Origin of the sequence: Cryobacterium sp. TMT1-2-1 (genome assembly GCF_004403955.1) — a bacterium.
Lineage (GTDB): Bacteria > Actinomycetota > Actinomycetes > Actinomycetales > Microbacteriaceae > Cryobacterium > Cryobacterium psychrotolerans.
This window is the reverse complement of sequence record NZ_SOHC01000046.1, coordinates 20,598-38,102: the sequence shown is the minus strand read 5'-3', so window position 1 is coordinate 38,102 and position 17,505 is coordinate 20,598. Positions and strand designations below refer to the sequence as shown.

Sequence of the window (17,505 nt, the reverse complement as noted above, 5' to 3'; positions counted from 1 at the left end):
GTGACGCGGCATCACCCTGTGTGGTGATCGATGTGGTGATTGTGCGCGCGGGGGTGCTCCGTCAAACGAGGTGCTGGATCAAACCCAGCGCTTCCGCGCGCAGCACGGCCGCCGGGCGACTGTTCACCTCGAGCTTGCCGAAGATGTGCCTGGTGTGGGTGCGCAGGGTGTTGAGCGAAACGTAGAGCTCCCGGGCGATTTGGGGGCCGCTGAGCTCGGTCGCCAGCAGCCGGAGCACGTGCAGTTCGCGTTCACTCAGTGCTTCCGGGATGGGCTGGATCGTCGCGCCCTCGCCGTGGACGAAGGTCCGACTGAGTCGACCCACATAGTTCGGGGCGATTCCCCTGGCGGCGGCCGCCTGGAGCAGCACCGCCATGGGGGCGCCTTCATCCGTGAAAAGCCGGACATAGCCTTCCGGCTCGGCCCGGACGAGAACTCGCTCCAGCGATTGGAGTGCCAGGGGAGTGTGACCTTGCGCCGCGTGCGCCAGCGCCTGCAGGACCAGGATCTCGTTCGCGCTTCCCACGCGGTGTCCGGCTTCCGCCGCCTCGAGCAGCCGATTCAGCAGTCCCAGTGCCTCGTGGATGGATCCCTTCTGCAGATCGGACCAGTGTTGCGCTATCAGCAGTCTCGCCAGGGTGATGTGCCCGAACTCGCGCAGGTAGGTCAGGTCATCCGCGGCTGACAGGCCCTGGTCGTTGACCCAGGCCAGGGCCTCGGCGAGCCTCCCCTGCGCAATCCAGATCCGAGCCTTCATCGCGGCGATCGGGCGCACCTCCGGGAAGAATCCCCGCAAGTACAGGCGCTCCGCCGTGCTGAGCAGGCCAAGGGCTGCGTCGAAGTCTCCCTCGGCCTGCCGGATTCGAGCCATCGCAACGAACCATCGATGCCGATTCTCGTGCGACGAGGCATGTTCGCCCAGCGCCTCACTCGCCGCCAGGTGTTCCACCGCGGCGGGCAGCTCTCCCTGCTCCCGGAGCAGTTCACTGATCCCGACGTGCAGGTCGGCCGTTGACTGCGGGGGCGGCTCGCCCTGCTCGGCCGCCAGCTGCAGCGCCTGCTCGAATGACCGTTGCGCTTCCCGCAGCCGCCCCAGCGGAACGAGCATGTCGGCCAACACGAGCGTGGTCCCGAGCACGTCGGCCAGGTTGCCGGCCAGGCGCAGACTGGTTCTGGCCTCCCCGAAGGCCCGCACGCCGGCCTTGAGGTCACCGGTGGCCCAGGCCGCGAGCCCGAAAAAGCCGGCTGCCGCGCCGCGCCCGAGATGATCGTCGGGTTCCGTGAGGTCCAGGGCTCGCTGAGCCTGTTCCCGTGTTCCGGCCACATCCCCCCGCGCCTGCGCCACGGCTGCCCGATACACGGCGATCGTCACGGGGAGCATCCGGAGTTCGTCACCGGCGGCTGAGTCGTGCGCGGGGGTGCCGTCATCGGTCGTGGCAGCCAGCGCCTTCTCGGCCACTCGCAGTCGGGGTTCGACGGCCTCGACGTCACCGGAGGCGAGCGAGGACCACGCGCGGTAGACGCCCAGCACGGGCCTGCGGTCGATGACGTCCTTCGGCAGCAGCGTCAACCAGCGCAGCAGAGTGGCATCCTGCCGGCTCTTGCGAATCGCGGGAATGGCACCCTCGATCACTCTCGCCGCCCGCCCGAAATCCCCTGCCGCCAGCGCATGCGTGACGGCGTCCTCCGGCAGGTTGTTCCGCTCGTGCCACTCGCTGGCGAGACTGTGGAGGTGCGCTACGCGATCGGGTCGGTCCCTCAGCAACCGCGCCCGGAGAACATCCGCAAAGAGGTGGTGATAGCGGTACCAGTGGCGGCGGTCGTCCAGCGAAACGACGAAGAGGTTGTCCCGCTCGAGCGACTCCAGCACCTCGCTGCTTCCCTTCTGCCCGGTCACGGCATCGCAGAGGGGGCCACTGAGCCGGTCCAGTATTGCGGTGCGAAGCAGGAATTCGCGGACATGATCGGGCTGACGCTGCAGAACCTCTTCGGCGAGATAGTCGATCACGAAGCGGTTGCTTCCGGTGAACCCCTGGATGAAGCCGGACACATCCGAACGTTCCCGCATCGACAGGGCGGCCAGCTGGAGGCCGGCGATCCAGCCCTCGGTGCGGGCCTCGAGCGCGGCGACGTCGTCGGCCGAGAGCTCCAGGTCCACCATGCGGTTCAGGAAGGCGGCGGCCTCGTCGGGCGTGAAGCGCAGGTCGGCCGCACGCAACTCGGTGAGCTCACCGCCGGCGCGCAGCCGCGCCACGGGGAGAAGCGGATCGCTACGGCTCGCGATGGCCAGGTGCAGGTTCGACGGCAGGTGATCAAGCAGGAAGACGAGGGCATCGCGGATCGTCTCTTCCTCGATCAGCTGGAAGTCGTCGAGCACCAGGATGATCTCCTGCGGACTCCGGGCGACGTCGTTGATCAGGGCCGTCAGCGCCGGTTCGAACGAGGGCAGCGGCAGGGGCAACGCTTCGGAGCCGATACCGGGATCGGCCCGCTGCAGGGCGCCGACCAGGTAGGTGAGGAAGCGGGACGGGTCGTTGTCGCTCTCGTCGAGCGAGAGCCAGCCGACCCGCACCCCGGGGTCCCGTCGCTGGGCATCTGCGATCCACTCGCTGAGCAGCGTGGTCTTGCCGAAACCGGCCGGGGCCGAGATGAGCGTCAGCTTTCGGCCGGACTGGAGCCCCTCACGCAGACGCTCCACGAGGCGCGGTCGCGGAACCGCTCCGGGCCGGAGCCGCGGGATGAAGAGCTTGGTCGCCAGGACAGGCATCGCCATGCCCTCATCCTAGGGACAGGGCCATCACGGGGACAGGGCCGTAGCTCGCAGTTCATGCCGCACGCCCGCGTGCATCCGCGGTCCGCCTTCCTACGCAGCCGACCAGCCGCCGTCGCTCGCGAGCGTCACACCGTTGATGTTCACGCCGTCGTCGCTGAGCAGAAATGTGATGGATGCCGCGAGGGCGTCGGCCTCGACGGCGTCAGGCATCACGGCCATGCCGTCGCGCACGCGCCGCCCGCCCAGGGGCGAGCCGAAGTGGGCCTCGATGTTCGTGATAACCGGTCCGGGGGCGACCGCATTGATGCGGAGGCCGCTGGGGCCGTACATGAACGCGCTGCTCTTGGTCAGGCCCACGACGGCGTGCTTCGACGCCGTGTAGGCGGCGCCGGCCGCGGAGCCGCGTAACGCGGCCTCGGAGGCGACGTTCACGATTGAGCCGGTCGCCCGGGCGAGCATCGCGGGAATCACGGCGCGCATGAGCTTCATCGTGCCGTCGACGTTGACCGAGAAGACGCGCTTCCAGACCGCGTCGGACATCTCGGCGACCGGGGTCATGTCATCCATGATGCCGGCGACGTTGGCGAGGCCGTCGATCGTGTCTCCGGCGGCGGCGACGATCCGTGCGACCGCGGCGTCATCCGTGATGTCCCCCTGCACCGGGACGATGTCGGCGGCGGGCAGTTCAGCTACGAACTCGTCGAGGCGCTCCTGGGAGATGTCCACGGCGATGACGCGGCCGCCCTCGCGGGCCACGCGGGACGCCGTCGCCCGGCCGATGCCGGAGCCGGCGCCGGTCACGATGACGGTCTTGCCGGAGAACCGGCCGTTGTCGATGCGCTCGACCCACTCGGGGCTCTCGATCGTCGGGACGGCTTCGGGGGCTGCGTCGGGGACGGCGTCGGGGGCTGCGACGGCGGCGGAGGACCCGGCCGAGGCGGGGACGTCGCCCGCTGCGACGCGGCGCACGAGCTCGTCGATCAGGTCGGCAGGGAACCTGCCTTTGCTCAGCTTCACCAGGCGCTTGAGGGCGAGCTTGCGCACCGGCCTGAGCACGTCAGCGCTCTGGCCGCCCTGGGCGAGCAGATCGCGCAGGATCGGGCCGCCGACCGGGTGGTCGAGCCAGGCGCCGACGGAGGAGTCGCCGGTGAGGGGGGCTGGAGCTGATGTCATTCGAGGCATTCCTTCTACTCGGTGAAAGACCGGACAACGCTGTCCGGTAGTACGCTACACCCGTGGCGGTGAAGAGGAAAGAGAATCGTGGGCCGAGTGCGGGGCCCGGCAATCGTCGTGCGCTGATCGCCGCCGCGCGAGAGGTCTTCGCAACTGAGGGTTTCGCCGCGCCGCTCAGCGCGGTGGCGCGCCGGGCCGAGGTTGGGCAGGGCAGCCTCTACCGGCACTTCCCTGACCGCACCGCGCTCGCCGTGGCGGTTTTCGACGAGAACATCCTCGAGCTCGAGGAGTTCGTCGACCGTCCGGACAGCACGCTCGACGACCTTCTCGATCTCGTGATCGAGCAGGCTCTCGTGTCAACCGCGTTCATCGACATGATCACCGTCCACCCGCACGATCCCCGGGTCGCGCACCTCGAAGATCGCGTCCGCGACGTCGCCGACCGGATGGTCGCCCGCGAGCGGGAGGCCGGTCGCATCAGCACTGTGGTGGACGCGGCCGATGTGCTGCTCGCGGTGTCGATGCTGGCCGACGTTCTCGCGCGCAGGCAACCGGGGGACCGGCGAGAGGTCGCCCGGCGAGCGCGGGCGATCTTCCACGCCGCGTTCGCGCCCCGCTGAATCGTCCCACCCCGTCGTGAATGAATGACCGGGCCGGGGACATCCGGCGACAGATGACGCGCGAAGTCGCGACACCTGTCGAGGACGGGCAGACCGCGCGAGCGCCGCAATCCGTATAACGGGCAGATAACGGGCACCTACAGACCCGGCGGATGCTCACAGGGGCACGTGCCGGCTCGGGGCCGGGAAAACGCTGACCTAGTGTCGTTACTTCAGAACCACCGTTGTAACGGCCCTCACACTCGTGGGGGCTCCAACGCGGTTGACATGGTCGTCGTCTGTCTGCGGCTTCGTTCAACTCGCGATGAGGAAGAAGCCACATGTCCGAACGCACGACCGCGGCATCCGGAGCCACAAGCACCGCGCCCGCAGCACAGAACCGCCGCAGCGAAGAACCTCACCTGGCCCGCTCGCTCAGCCGCCGCCACATCCAGATGCTCGCCATCGGCGGCACCATCGGAACCGGCCTCTTCATGGGCGCAGGCAAGACCATCTCGCTCGCCGGGCCGTCCGTGATCTTCGTCTACATGATCATCGGCTTCATGCTCTTCTTCGTGATGCGGGCCATGGGCGAGATCCTGCTCTCGAACCTCAACTACAAGTCGTTCAGCGACTTCGCCGGCGACCTGCTCGGCCCGTGGGCGAGCTTCTTCACCGGCTGGTCCTACTGGGCCTTCTGGGTTGTCACCGGAGTCGCGGACATCGTGGCCATTTCCGGCTACGTCAACGTGCTCGCACCCGGAACGCCCCTGTGGATCCCGGCCCTGCTCACGCCGGTCGTGCTGATCCTTCTCAACCTGCCGAGCGTGAAGGCCTTCGGCGAGACCGAGTTCTGGTTCGCCCTGGTCAAGGTCGTCGCCATCCTGGCCCTCATCGTCACCGGCATCGTGATGATCGCCACCCATTTCACGTCGCCCTCCGGTGCCGTTGCGAGCCTCGAGAACATCTGGAACGACGGCGGGATGTTCCCGCACGGCGTCGCCGGCTTCGTGCTCGGCTTCCAAATCGCCATCTTCGCCTTCGCCGGCATCGAGCTCGTCGGCACGGCAGCCGCGGAGACGAAGGACCCGGAAGAGAACCTGCCGCGCGCCATCAACACCATCCCGGTGCGACTCCTGCTCTTCTACGTCGGCGCGCTCGTCATCATCATGGCCGTCAACCCGTGGCGCACGATCGACCCCGGCAGCAGCCCGTTCATCGGCATGTTCACCCTGGCCGGCCTCGGCATCGCGGCGATCGTGATCAACCTCGTGGTGCTGACATCAGCCGCATCGAGCGCCAACTCCGGCATCTACTCGACCTCGCGCATGGTCTACGGCCTCGCCCAGGACGGCAACGCACCGAAGTCCTTCGGCAAGCTGAGCCGCCACATGGTGCCCCGGAACGCCCTGCTGTTCTCGTGCATCTTCCTGCTGGCCGGCCTGGTGCTGCTGTACACGGGTGACTCGTTCATGGGTGCCTTCACGCTTGTCACCTCGGTCGCGTCTGTGCTGACGATGTTCGTCTGGTCGATCATCATGGTCAGCTACATCGCGTTCCTCCGCCGCCGTCCGCAGCTGCACGCCGCATCGAAGTACAAGATGCCCGGCGCCCGAGTCATGCCGTGGGTCGTGCTCGGCTTCTTCGGCTTCATGCTCTGGGCCCTCGGCCAGGCGGAAGACACGCGCCTCGCGCTCATCGTCGCCCCGCTGTGGTTCCTCGGACTCGGTGCCGCCTGGTACGTCAACCGCAAGGCGCCGTTGCAGCAGGCCCGGATCGAGGAGTGGAAGGCGGAAGCCCGCGCCGAGAAGGCCGCGCTCGTTCGCTAACGCATCCCAACCGGTGGTCGATCACCAGCTGCTCGATCACCGGTCACCCCTCGCCGAACTGTGAGTTTGGCACCTTCCCGCGCCCACGAAGGCGCCAAACTCACAGTTCGGCGCTAGATGCGGGGGCGGCGGGACCAGCGATGGGCCTTCATCGCCAGGTGCAGCTCCAGGCGTACCTGGCCGGCCAGCGGATCCGCCCCGATCAGCGAGCGGATCTTCGCCAACCGGTTGTAGATGCTGCTGCGGTGCAGGTGCAGCTCGGTGGCCACATCCTGCACGGAGCCGCCCGTGTCATAGAGCAACTCCAGCATCGGCAGGAGCTCCCGGTTGACGTCGAAATCCTGCAGCTCGGCGAAATAGACGGATTCCCTGGGGGAGAGGTTGCGGCTGCTCGCGGCCAGGAACTGGTACACGCCGATCCGGCGGTAGTCAGCGATCGACCCCAGCCAGCCGTCGACCGCTGCGGCCTGCACCGCCCTGCGGGCCTGGGCGTACGCCTCGGGGAGCCTGCGCAGGTCGTGGAACACCTCGCTGACACCCATCAGGTCGGGGCGCCGCGGCTTGCCTCCGCGCCGGGTCGCCTCCGCGCCGTACCGGCCGACGATGTCGGCGTGGACCAGCTTGCCCGGCAGGTCCCGGAGCAGCACGACCGCGTGGGTCTCGGTGCCGGCGCTGAACCGGGCAGCGTCGATCCCAACCGTCGCCTGCAGGGCGGAGATTCTCTGCAGCAACAGCCCGGCGGCCGGGTCCGCCGCCGCCTCGCGGGCCGCCGCCGCGTCATCCGGCTGCTCCATCAGGACGGCGAGATGCCACGGTCCGGTGGCGTGAACCTGAGGCCAGCCGGCGATGACCTCGACCGCGGCGGGATCCCCGGCGCATGCGGCCAGGAACTGGGCCTCGCGCTGCCTCCGGTGTTCGGATTCGGCCGTGTTGGTGTCGAGCAGCAGGTCGGCCAGGTGGTCCAGTTGCGCACGCACGGCCGGCAGCGCGTCGAGGATTTCGGCCGGGGACTCGTCGGTGGAGCCCTGCAGGGCCCACAGGTATCCGACGCGGAAGCCGCGCACCATCAACGGCACGCACACCCGGCCGAGCATGCCCAGGGCCTCATTCGGGGGAACGACGACGGGCTGAACGGCGGTGGCGATGCCGTGCTGGAGCTGCCAGGCGCTGACGTCTTCCGGCACCTTCTTGCTCAGCAGGAAGTTCACCCGCACCCGGTCGGCGAGCGGCTGGTCGCGGCTGTAGGCGAGGAGCACGCCGCCCACGTCTTCGAGCGACAAAGCGCGGTCCAGGCTGGTGGCGAGGGACTCGACCAGCTCCTCGATATCCGCGCTGTTCATGGGCTAATGCTACGGCCCGGGCGGGCCTCGCAGCGGACACGAGGCGACGATTGGCGCCCGCCGGCTCGACATTTGTCGAGTGGCTCCGGGGCGGCTTCCGTGGGTCTTCGCGGATTTCGCCGGCGCGGGGGCAGATGGGCCCCTTCTGCACCAGGAAGGGCGATGAATCCTGCTCCTACGCTTGGTCCTCAGTTGCTCCACGCCGTCACGGTGTGGCTCGCGGCCCCCACCTCAACAATTTCACCGAACAACGGAGTCGGCCATGATCATTGGTGTTCCCAAGGAAATCAAAAACAACGAGTTCCGCGTGGCGATCACCGCCTCCGGAGTGCACGAGTTCCTGGCCAACGGCCACACCGTGCTGATCGAGACGGGCGCCGGAATCGGCTCGCACATCTCCGACGAGGAATACCTCGTTGCCGGCGCCGAGCTGGTTGACTCCGCCGACGAGCTGTGGGCCCGGGCCGACATGGTCATGAAGGTCAAGGAGCCGGTTGCCTCCGAGTACCCCCGCTTCCGCCAGGGCCTCATCCTCTTCACGTACCTCCACCTGGCCGCCGAGCCGGAGCTCACCCAGGCCCTGATCGAAGCCGGCGTCACCGCCATCGCCTACGAGACGGTGCAGACCGCCAACCGCGCGCTGCCGCTGCTCGCCCCGATGAGCGAGGTCGCCGGTCGACTGGCCGTTCAGGTCGGCGCCCAGTCGCTGATGGCCCCGGCCGGAGGCAAGGGCGTGCTGCTCGGCGGTGTCCCCGGAGTGCGCCCGGCCAAGGTCGTCGTGCTCGGCGCGGGCGTTGCCGGCACCAACTCCGCCGCCATGGCCCTCGGCCTCGGCGCGGATGTCACCATCCTCGACATCAACATCGACCGCCTTCGCCAGCTCGACGCGCAGTACGCGGGCCGGCTGAAGACCGTCGCGTCCAACTCCTATGAGATCGACCTGGCCGTGACGGATGCCGACCTGGTGATCGGTTCCGTGCTCATCCCCGGTGCGAAGGCCCCGAAGCTGGTCACGAACGACCTCGTTTCGCGCATGAAGGCCGGCTCCGTGCTGGTCGACATCGCCGTTGACCAGGGTGGCTGCTTCGCCGACACCCGTGCGACGACGCACGAAAACCCCACCTACACGGTGCACAACTCGATCTTCTACTGCGTCGCCAACATGCCCGGCGCCGTGCCGAACACGTCGACGTACGCGCTGACGAACGTCACCCTCCGCTACGCGCTGGCGCTGGCCGGCCTCGGCGTGAAGGTCGCGCTCGAGCGGGACGACGCTCTCGCCCTGGGCCTGAACGTCGCCGCCGGCCGAGTGACCAACCGGTCGGTTGCCGAAGCCCACAACCTGGAACTGGCCGACTGGCGCACGCTCGTCGCCGCCTGATTTCGCACCGGGTGACATCCGCCCGGCACGGTCGCCCAAGCCCCGGCGCGTCGCGCGCGACGCGCGTGCCGGGGCTTGCTCTCTGCCCATCCGGGCGTATTCCGCGTGCCGTATTACACTCGGGGCCATGCGGTCCACGGGTTCACGGCACAGGCGCACCGCGCAGGCCGCAACCGTGGACGAACCGGCTGCGGCCCGGGCCGAACTGCCTCCCGTTGACCCGCAGCGGCTTGCACTGGCGGGCCTCAGCGAGGCAGAGGTCACCCTGCGCACGGCAGCGGGCCTCACGAATCTCATGCCGATGGATACCAGCCGCAGCCTTGCGCGCATCCTCCAGGCCAACCTGCTGACCCTGTTCAACGCCGTGGTGGGGGGAAGCTTCCTGCTGCTTGTCGTCCTCGGCTACTGGCAGGATGCCCTCTTCGGTTTCTTCGTGATCGCGAACGTGCTCATCGGGGTCACCCAGGAGTACAAGGCCAAACGAACCCTCGATCGGCTCGCGCTGCTGAACAGCCCGCGGACCCGGGTGCTCCGGGACGGCGTCGAAGTCGAGGCAGCCCGGGGCGACGTCGTGCTCGACGACACCCTCGTGCTCCGGCCCGGCGACCAGCTGCCGGCCGACGCTGTCATCCTGCGCGGGCAGGCTCTCGAAATAGACGAGTCGCTGCTGACCGGCGAGGCGGATCCGGTCATGGTCGAAGCCGGCCGCGAGGTGTTGTCCGGATCGTTCGTGGTCGGCGGGCACGGCGCCGCACGGGTGGTGCGGGTCGGGGCGGACTCCTACGCGAACAGCATCACCGCCGAGGCCCGGCGGTTCACCCTGGTGAACTCCGAGCTGCGCACCGTGATCAACGGCGTGGTGAGAACGATCAGCTGGGCGCTCATCCCGGTCAGCGCGGTCGTCGTGAACGGGCAGATGCAGGCGGCGGGCGGCTGGGACGAAGCACTCGGCAGCGGCGCGTGGCGGGAGGCGCTCCTCGGGTCTGTGGCCAGCATCGTCAGCATGGTGCCCCAGGGGCTCGTGTTCATGACGAGCGTCGCCTTCGCCGTGTCCGCGGTGAAGCTGGCCAGGCGCGAGGTGCTGGTGCAGGAGCTGGCCGCGGTGGAGGGCCTGGCCCGCGTCGACATCCTCTGCTTCGACAAGACGGGCACCCTGAGCGAGGGCGGCCTGGTCCTCGACCGGGTCGTGCCCCTCGGCGCGGAACCCCCGGCCGGCTGGGACAGGGCGCTGGGCTGGTTCGCCTCGGACCCGAACGCAAACGTCACAGCCAGGGCGCTCGGCACCCGCTTCGCGGCGGAGCCGGGAACGACGCCCGCGCAGACCATCGGGTTCTCGTCGCTCAGAAAATGGAGCGCGGCCAGTTTCACCGACGGAGACCTGGCGGGAAGCTGGGTGCTCGGGGCCCCGGACATACTGACAGCCGATCCGGATGCCGAATCGGCCGGGCTCTCTGCCGAACTCGCCTCCGCAGGGCTCCGCACGCTGTTGCTCGCGCACAGCCCTCGTCCCCTGACCCTGGAGGAAGCCACGGCCGAGGTGCTGCCCGCCGGAGTCCGGCACGTTGCGATCATCGCGTTCCGGGAGAAGATCCGACCGGATGCCGCCCAAACGCTCGAGTACTTCCGGGAGCAGGGCGTGGGGCTGCGCATCTTCTCCGGCGACAACCCGCGCACGGTCGCCGCGGTCGCCCGGTCGGTCGGCCTCACCGGGAACGCCTTCGATGCCCGCGACCTGCCGGCCGACCCCGCCCTGCTCGCGGGGGTGCTGGAGGCCCACGACGCTTTCGGCCGGGTGACGCCCCGACACAAGAAGGACATGGTGCTCGCCCTGCAGAGCGCCGGACACGTCGTCGCGATGACCGGGGACGGCGTCAACGACGTGCTGGCGCTCAAGACGGCCGACATCGGCATCGCCATGGGCAGCGGTGCCGCGAGCGCGCGGGCGGTCTCCAACCTGGTCCTGCTCGACGGGGCGTTCTCCCGCCTGCCGCGGGTGCTGACCGAAGGCCGTCAGGTCATTGCCAACATCGAACTCCTGTCGAAGGTGTTCCTCACCAAGACGGTATACGCGATCGTCCTGGCGCTCGTCTTCGGTCTGCTGCTGTGGCCCTTCCCGTTCCTGCCCAGGCAAATGGCCGTCGTCGACGGGCTGACCATCGGCATCCCGGCACTCTTCCTCGCGCTGAAGCCGAACAAGCGTCGGTACCTGCCGGGGTTCCTGCGGCGTGCCGCCGCCGCGTGCGTGCCGTTCGGGCTGTCGGTGAGCCTGGTCGTGATCGTGGTCGTGGTCTACAGCCGCGTTCAGGGCGGGTACAGCGCCGAAGAGACGCAGTCGGCTTCGGTGATCGCGCTGACCCTCGTGGGGCTGTGGGTGTTGAACGTTCTCATCCGGCCGCTCGGGGGATTCCGGATCCTGCTGCTGGTCGCCATGCACCTCGGGCTAGTGCTCGTGTTCCTGCCGCCCCTGGGCGACTTCCTGGCGCTGTCCGTGCCCCCCGCGCCGCTTCTCACCGTGGCGGTTCTCGCGGCGGCGGTGGGGGCGCCCCTGGTCGAGGCGGTGCACCAGGTCAACCGGCACCGTCGCGCCAGGCGGCACCGGGCCCGCCCGACTGCCGCGAAGGAGCAGATTCGGCGGTAACGGAGCCCGGGAACCGTCCGGACGTCTCGCTCGTCGGCGCCTGTGCTCGCGGGAGTATTCTGGCCAGCGCCACCGCGCGACGAACGAAGGAGCGAAAGAATGCTGCGCAGCCTGGGAATCGCCGTTGCACGCCACCGGCTCATCACCCTGATTGCGTGGGCGGTGGTGCTCACGGCGTGCGCCCTGACGGCACTGGTCGGGGTCACCGGCGAGAGCCTGTTCGATCGGCTGGGCAGCTCCGGCCCGTCGGTGGACGGCGAAGCCGCCGAGGCCGCGCGGCTCACCGAGAACGCCGAGGGCGCCGGCACGGAGGCACTCCAGCTGCTGGTCTACAACGTCGACCCGGCGTCCGCCGAGCTGCAGGCGACCCTGGCGGACACCGCCTCGGACCTGGCGGCCATCGACGGCGTCACCGAGGTGGTCAACCCGCTGGCGATCCCCGCGCTGCCGGGCGGTTCGCCGAATCCGGCCGCCGCCCCCCTGCTCGCCGACGACGGCACGGGGCTCCTGCTGACCGCGTCGATGGAGACGACCGACGGGGCGCTCAGTGACAGCCTGTTGCGCGAGGTGGACGACCGCCTGGACGCGGCGGCCGACGAGATCCGCGCCCAGGACACCGACGCCACCGTCGAGGTGGGCGGAAGTCCGCTCATCGTTGAATCCCTGGTCGCGGTGGCGGAGGCAGACCTGCAGAAGGGCGAACTGATCGCGCTGCCGGTCGCGCTGCTCGTCATGCTGATCATCTTCGGCGGCTTCCTGGCGGCGGGCATCCCGCTGATCGGGGCCATCGCCTCGATCCTCGGCGCCCTGGGGTCGCTCTACGCGTTCACGTACCTGATGGAGATCGACATCACTGTGATGAACGTGATCACCGTGATCGGCCTCGGTCTCTCCATCGACTACGGCCTGCTGATCGTCAGCCGATTCCGCGAGGAGTTCCGGGCGCTGGTCGCCCGGGCCCGCACGGCCCCGGACCTGGCCAAACTCGATCGCCACGAACTGATGCTGCAGGCCGTCGGCGCGACCGTGAACACCGCCGGGCGCACAGTGCTCTACTCGGGCCTGACCTTCGCGATCGCCACCGCGGGGCTGCTCGTGTTCGAGCCGAATATCATCCGGGCGATCGCCGTTGGCGCCGTGTCCGTGGTGCTGATCGCGATCCTCACCGGCCTTGTGCTGGTGCCGGCCCTGCTCGGGTACTTCGGCGAGCGGCTGCTGAAGCCCGGCCTGATGACGCGCATCCCCGGTCTCGGCGGGCTGCTCAGCCGGTTCGGCGATGTCGCGCCGCGCGAGGGCTTCTTCTCGAAGCTCACCCGCGGCATCCAGCTCAAGCCCGCGCTGGTCGCGCTGGCCGGGATCGTGGGCCTGCTGCTGCTCGGCAGCCCCGCGCTGGCCCTGAACGTGGCGAGCACCTCGGATGACGTCATTCCGGCGTCATCGTCGCAGTACGAATTCCTGACGGCGCTGGAGGACCACTTCCCGCTCGCGACCCCGGCGCAGGTGGAGCTGGTGTCCGACACCGACGAGGCCGGCGCCGCGGCCTGGGCCGAAGAGGTCCGGGCCATCCCGAGCGTCACGGATGTCTCCGCTCCGGTCGAGCTGAACGGGTACAAGGTGTCCCGGGTGGAGGTCGAGAGACACCAGGGCTCCGATATCGTGCGCGAAATCCGGGCGGACCGTCCCGACTTCGAGAACTGGGTGGGCGGCTCGGATGCCGCCTCCGTGGACTACACCGATTCCCTGGTGCGCGGGGCGCCGTGGGCCGCCCTCATCGTCTTCGTCGCCACCTTCGCCCTGCTCTTCCTGATGACGGGGTCCGTGATCATCCCGCTCACGGCGCTGGGGATCAGCGTCATCTCCCTCGGGGCGGCCGTCGGCGTGCTCGTCTGGGGCTTCCAGGAGGGCAACCTCGCCGGTGTGCTGGGTTTCAACGCCGACGATGTCGCCGGCGTCGATGCCCTCGTGCTGACACTCGTGCTGACCTTCGGCTTCGGCCTGGCCATGGACTACGAGATGTTCCTGCTCTCCCGGATCAAGGAGCACTACGAGCAGGGGGAGAGCACGCGGCTGGCGATCGAGACCGGGCTGCAGAGCTCGGGCCGGATCATCACCTCGGCCGGTCTGATCATCGTGCTTGTGTTCGCGGGATTCGCCACCGGGGAGCTGATGCAGATGAAGGAGATCGGCGTGGCCCTGGCCGTGGCCGTGCTGCTGGATGCCACCCTCGTGCGCACCCTGCTCGTGCCGGCGGTGATGACCTCGCTGGAGCGGAACCTGTGGTGGGCGCCGCGCTGGATGCACCCCATCCACGCCCGGTTCGGTCTGCGCGAGTAGACGCCCGCACCGTCCTGCAGTTGGCTCGGACCGGCTTGCGCGCCCTTTTCCGGCCGCGTGACAGGGCTGCACCCTGTTGCTAACTCAGGAGAATCGGGAGATTGCCGGGGCGGCGCCGCGGAATCCCGCGGTCGCGGTCGGCGACACGACGGAATCTCCTGAGTTAGCCACAGACGGAGGCGGCGATGACGGATGCCGGCGCCGATCCCGGCGGGCTCGAAGGCACGGCGGGCGCCCTGTGGCAAACTCAGGAGAATCGGGAGCTGGCTGGGGCGAGCCCGCGGAATCACGCGGTCGCGGTGGCCGACCCGACGGAATCTCCTGAGTTAGCCACAGACCGGGTAGAGCTCGAGCGACTCGTTCGGCTCGAGCGGGAAGAACTCCCCGCCGCCGTGTTCGGTGACGCCTTTGATCCGGGCGTTCGAGAGGTCCTTGCCGGCCCGGGAGAGCACCATCTCGTGGGTCGTGAAGCTTCGCCGGGGCTTGAGGGCGAGCACGTAGTCCATCGCTTCGGAGATCTTCATCCAGGGCGCGCCGGCCGGCACGGCGAGGGTGCCGACCTGCACGCCCTCCGGAATGGTGAAGGCGTCTCCCGCGTAGTAGAACTCGTCATTGACGAGCACGCCGACGTTGTCGACGACCGGGATGGATTCGTGGATGACCGCGTGCTGCGCCCCGAAGAAACGCAGCGTGAACGGGCCGGCCTCCGCCGTGTCCCCGTCGCCGACGACCGTGACGTGGTAGCCGGTCGCTGCGGCCGCGACGCCCGCCGGGCCGTAGATGGGGACGTCGGGGTTCATCGCGAGGATGCGGTCCAGCTGCTCCGGGGTCCAGTGGTCGGTGTGCTCATGGGTGATCACGACACCGGCCGCATTCGCCGTGTCGGTCAGGGCCGTCGTGAAGGAGCCCGGATCGATGAAGAGCCTTTTTCCGGAGACCTCGAGGGTGAGCGCGGCGTGTTCCAGCTTGGTCAGTTTCATCCCCTGAGCTAATACCCAATCCGACACCGGCGCAACACGCTCCAGCGGTGCGTCGGCGCGGAGCGCGGGAACCGCCACACTCGAGATATGCCACACCCCGTTCTGCGGATTGCCGTAGCCATCAACGCGTTTGCGTCCTTCGGGCGCCGGCGCGACGTCGGTCCGAAGGTCGTGGCGGCGCTGCGCGAGCTGGGCCATGACGTGACCGAGTTGACCGAGGTCGACATCGACCTGCTTCGACGCGAGGTCCAGGCCACCATTGCCGGCGGCGTCGACCTCCTCGTCGTCGTCGGTGGAGACGGGATGGTGAGCCTCGGCGTGAACGAGCTCGCCGGCACGTCCCTGCCCCTCGCGATCGTTCCGTGCGGAACCGGCAATGACTTCGCCAGGGGGCTGGGGCTTCCCCTCGAAGACACCGAAGCGGCCATCCGTCACCTGCTGGCGGCGATCACCCGGCCGCCCCGCGCGATCGACGCGGTCCTGGTGCGGCACGGCGACCTCACCACCTGGTACGTCGGTGTGCTGTCCGCGGGCTTCGACGCCAACGTCAACGAGCGAGCCAACCGGATGCGCCGGCCCAGGGGGAAGAGCCGGTACACGCTCGCCATGCTCCGGGAACTCGCGACGTTCCGGCCGATCCCATACCGGGTCACGGTCGACGGCGTGCCGCGCAACCTCAGTGCGATGCTCATCTCCGTCGCCAACAACACGTCCATGGGCGGGGGCATGCTGATCGCCCCCGACGCCGTCATCGACGACGGACTGCTCGACCTGTTCATCGTTAAGCCGCTGTCTCGGCTTGGCCTGCTGCGCGTGTTCCCGAAGGTATTCTCCGGAACGCATACGCACCTGCCGCAGGTGGAACTGACGCGCTGCCGGAGCGTGCGGATCGAGGGCCCTGGGGTGATCGCCTATGCCGACGGGGAACGGGTCGGCCCCCTGCCGGTGCAGGTCGACGTGAAGCCTGGAGCCTTATTGATCTGCGCCTAGGCGCTCGGTTTGGAGGTGCCCCTTCCCGTGTGGCATACTCGGTAAGTTGCAAAAACGGCCCCATCGTTTAGCGGCCTAGGACATCGCCCTCTCACGGCGGTAACGCGGGTTCGAATCCCGCTGGGGTCACCACAACGAAGCCCTCTCGCCACCAGCGGGAGGGCTTTTTTCTGTCTACCGTGTCCCTCGACCGCCGCCACCCCCGCCGCCGAACTGTGAGTTTGGCACCTTCGTGGGGCCCGGGAAGGTGCCAAACTCACAGTTCGGCGAGGATGCAGGGGGCTTTAGGCGGTTTCGCGGGAGGCGACGAAGGCGCGGACGCAGGCCTCGACGTCGTCGGGCGTGTGGGCCGCCGAGAGCTGCACGCGGATGCGAGCCTTGCCGTGCGGCACCACCGGGTAGCTGAACGCGGTCACGTAGACGCCCTCGACGAGCATCCGGTCGGCAACGCGGGCGGCGAGGGCGGCGTCCCCGAACATCACCGGGATGATCGGATGTTCGCCCTCGAGCAGGTCGAAGCCCTCTTCGCTCATCCGGCGGCGGAACAGGGCCGCGTTCTCGCCCAGACGCGCGCGCAGCTCCCCGCCGGCGTCGACCAGATCGAGGGCCTTGAGGGTGCCGGCCACGACCGCCGGCGCCACGGTGTTCGAGAACAGGTACGGGCGGGCGCGCTGGCGGAGCAGGTCGATGATCTCCTTGTGACCGCTGACGTAGCCGCCCGATGCCCCGCCGAGGGCCTTCCCGAAGGTGCCCGTGGTGAAGTCCACGCGGCGCTCGACGCCGGCCAGCTCCGGCGTTCCCCGCCCGTGCTCGCCGATGAAACCGACGGCGTGGGAGTCGTCGACCATCACCAGCGCGCCGTACTTGTCGGCCAGGTCGCAGATCTCCTGCAGCGGCGCGAGATAGCCGTCCATGGAGAAGACGCCGTCGGTGACGATGAGACGCTGCCGGGCATCCTTCGCCGCGATCAACTGCGCCTCGAGGTCGGCCATGTCGCGGTTCTTGTACCGGTAGCGGGAGGCCTTGCAGAGCCGGATGCCGTCGATGATCGAGGCGTGGTTCAGCTCGTCGGAGATGATCGCGTCTTCGGCCGTGAACAGCGTCTCGAACACGCCGCCGTTCGCGTCGAAGCAGGAGGAGAACAGGATCGTGTCCTCGGTGCCGAGGAACTCGGAGACCCGGGCCTCGAGCGCGATGTGCAGCTCCTGCGTGCCGCAGATGAAGCGCACGCTGGCCAGGCCGAAGCCCCAGTCGTCCATGGCGGTCTGCGCCGCGGCGACGATGTCGGGGTGGTTGGCCAGGCCGAGGTAGTTGTTGGCGCAGAAGTTCAGCACCTCGGCGCCGCCGGTGCGGATGTGCGAGGACTGGGCCGAGGCGAGCCTGCGCTCGTTCTTGAACAGGCCGGCGGCGCGGATGTCGTCGAGCGAGCCCTGCAGCTGGGCCTTCATGGTGCCGTACATGGATCTCC

General features: G+C 68.8%; 11 protein-coding genes and 1 tRNA gene. 7 read left to right on the top strand and 5 right to left on the bottom strand.

Annotated features, from left to right (window positions below):
* Positions 1-61 precede the first annotated feature (61 nt).
* Positions 62-2,773, bottom strand: a complete 2,712-nt coding sequence (locus E3T33_RS08395; protein ID WP_134575126.1) for a LuxR C-terminal-related transcriptional regulator — start codon at positions 2,771-2,773, stop codon at positions 62-64.
* A 90-nt stretch (positions 2,774-2,863) separates the two neighbouring features.
* Complete coding sequence (locus tag E3T33_RS08390; RefSeq protein WP_134575125.1) at positions 2,864-3,946, bottom strand: SDR family NAD(P)-dependent oxidoreductase; 1,083 nt, start codon at positions 3,944-3,946, stop codon at positions 2,864-2,866.
* Positions 3,947-4,008: 62 nt separating this feature from the next.
* Between E3T33_RS08390 and E3T33_RS08385 the strand changes: the two genes are divergently transcribed.
* Positions 4,009-4,566, top strand: coding sequence for a TetR/AcrR family transcriptional regulator (locus tag E3T33_RS08385; protein ID WP_134575124.1), 558 nt, complete (start codon positions 4,009-4,011; stop codon positions 4,564-4,566).
* A gap of 320 nt (positions 4,567-4,886) precedes the next feature.
* Positions 4,887-6,374, top strand: a complete 1,488-nt coding sequence (locus E3T33_RS08380) for an amino acid permease (RefSeq protein ID WP_092323674.1) — start codon at positions 4,887-4,889, stop codon at positions 6,372-6,374.
* 113 nt (positions 6,375-6,487) lie between these two features.
* Here the strand turns inward: E3T33_RS08380 and E3T33_RS08375 are convergent, their stop codons facing one another.
* The gene (locus E3T33_RS08375) at positions 6,488-7,714 is read right to left on the bottom strand and encodes a helix-turn-helix domain-containing protein (protein WP_092323673.1); all 1,227 of its coding nucleotides are present in this window, start codon (positions 7,712-7,714) and stop codon (positions 6,488-6,490) included.
* A gap of 262 nt (positions 7,715-7,976) precedes the next feature.
* On the opposite strand from E3T33_RS08375, the gene ald reads away from it, so the two are divergent.
* The 3 genes from ald to E3T33_RS08360 all read left to right on the top strand — a co-directional run bounded on the left by ald (position 7,977) and on the right by E3T33_RS08360 (position 14,067).
* Positions 7,977-9,095 (top strand): alanine dehydrogenase, encoded by a 1,119-nt coding sequence (gene ald / locus E3T33_RS08370; RefSeq protein ID WP_092323671.1) that lies wholly within the window; start codon positions 7,977-7,979, stop codon positions 9,093-9,095.
* A gap of 127 nt (positions 9,096-9,222) precedes the next feature.
* Positions 9,223-11,733, top strand: coding sequence for an HAD-IC family P-type ATPase (locus E3T33_RS08365; RefSeq protein ID WP_134575123.1), 2,511 nt, complete (start codon positions 9,223-9,225; stop codon positions 11,731-11,733).
* Between the two features lie 99 nt (positions 11,734-11,832).
* Positions 11,833-14,067 (top strand): MMPL family transporter, encoded by a 2,235-nt coding sequence (locus tag E3T33_RS08360; RefSeq protein WP_134575122.1) that lies wholly within the window; start codon positions 11,833-11,835, stop codon positions 14,065-14,067.
* 326 nt (positions 14,068-14,393) lie between these two features.
* Here the strand turns inward: E3T33_RS08360 and E3T33_RS08355 are convergent, their stop codons facing one another.
* Complete coding sequence (locus tag E3T33_RS08355; RefSeq protein WP_092323667.1) at positions 14,394-15,047, bottom strand: MBL fold metallo-hydrolase; 654 nt, start codon at positions 15,045-15,047, stop codon at positions 14,394-14,396.
* Positions 15,048-15,134: 87 nt separating this feature from the next.
* Here E3T33_RS08355 and E3T33_RS08350 point away from each other — a divergent pair, with 87 nt between their 5' ends.
* Together E3T33_RS08350 and E3T33_RS08345 are read left to right on the top strand one after the other, a co-directional pair.
* The gene (locus E3T33_RS08350) at positions 15,135-16,037 is read left to right on the top strand and encodes a YegS/Rv2252/BmrU family lipid kinase (RefSeq protein ID WP_092323665.1); all 903 of its coding nucleotides are present in this window, start codon (positions 15,135-15,137) and stop codon (positions 16,035-16,037) included.
* Between the two features lie 56 nt (positions 16,038-16,093).
* Positions 16,094-16,169 (top strand) — tRNA-Glu (locus tag E3T33_RS08345).
* Between the two features lie 152 nt (positions 16,170-16,321).
* Here E3T33_RS08345 and E3T33_RS08340 read toward each other — a convergent pair.
* Positions 16,322-17,497, bottom strand: coding sequence for a glycine C-acetyltransferase (locus E3T33_RS08340; protein ID WP_134575121.1), 1,176 nt, complete (start codon positions 17,495-17,497; stop codon positions 16,322-16,324).
* Between the last annotated feature and the right edge of the window lie 8 nt (positions 17,498-17,505).

Bases quoted from the DNA above. Each gene is read 5' to 3' on its own strand.
- E3T33_RS08360 (WP_134575122.1), top strand. From the start codon at position 11,833: ATGCTGCGCAGCCTGGGAATCGCCGTTGCACGCCACCGGCTCATCACC.
- E3T33_RS08390 (WP_134575125.1), bottom strand. From the start codon at position 3,946: ATGACATCAGCTCCAGCCCCCCTCACCGGCGACTCCTCCGTCGGCGCC.
- E3T33_RS08350 (WP_092323665.1), top strand. From the start codon at position 15,135: ATGCCACACCCCGTTCTGCGGATTGCCGTAGCCATCAACGCGTTTGCG.
- E3T33_RS08355 (WP_092323667.1), bottom strand. From the start codon at position 15,047: ATGAAACTGACCAAGCTGGAACACGCCGCGCTCACCCTCGAGGTCTCC.
- E3T33_RS08395 (WP_134575126.1), bottom strand. From the start codon at position 2,773: ATGGCGATGCCTGTCCTGGCGACCAAGCTCTTCATCCCGCGGCTCCGG.
- E3T33_RS08375 (WP_092323673.1), bottom strand. From the start codon at position 7,714: ATGAACAGCGCGGATATCGAGGAGCTGGTCGAGTCCCTCGCCACCAGC.
- ald (WP_092323671.1), top strand. From the start codon at position 7,977: ATGATCATTGGTGTTCCCAAGGAAATCAAAAACAACGAGTTCCGCGTG.
- E3T33_RS08365 (WP_134575123.1), top strand. From the start codon at position 9,223: ATGCGGTCCACGGGTTCACGGCACAGGCGCACCGCGCAGGCCGCAACC.
- E3T33_RS08340 (WP_134575121.1), bottom strand. From the start codon at position 17,497: ATGTACGGCACCATGAAGGCCCAGCTGCAGGGCTCGCTCGACGACATC.
- E3T33_RS08380 (WP_092323674.1), top strand. From the start codon at position 4,887: ATGTCCGAACGCACGACCGCGGCATCCGGAGCCACAAGCACCGCGCCC.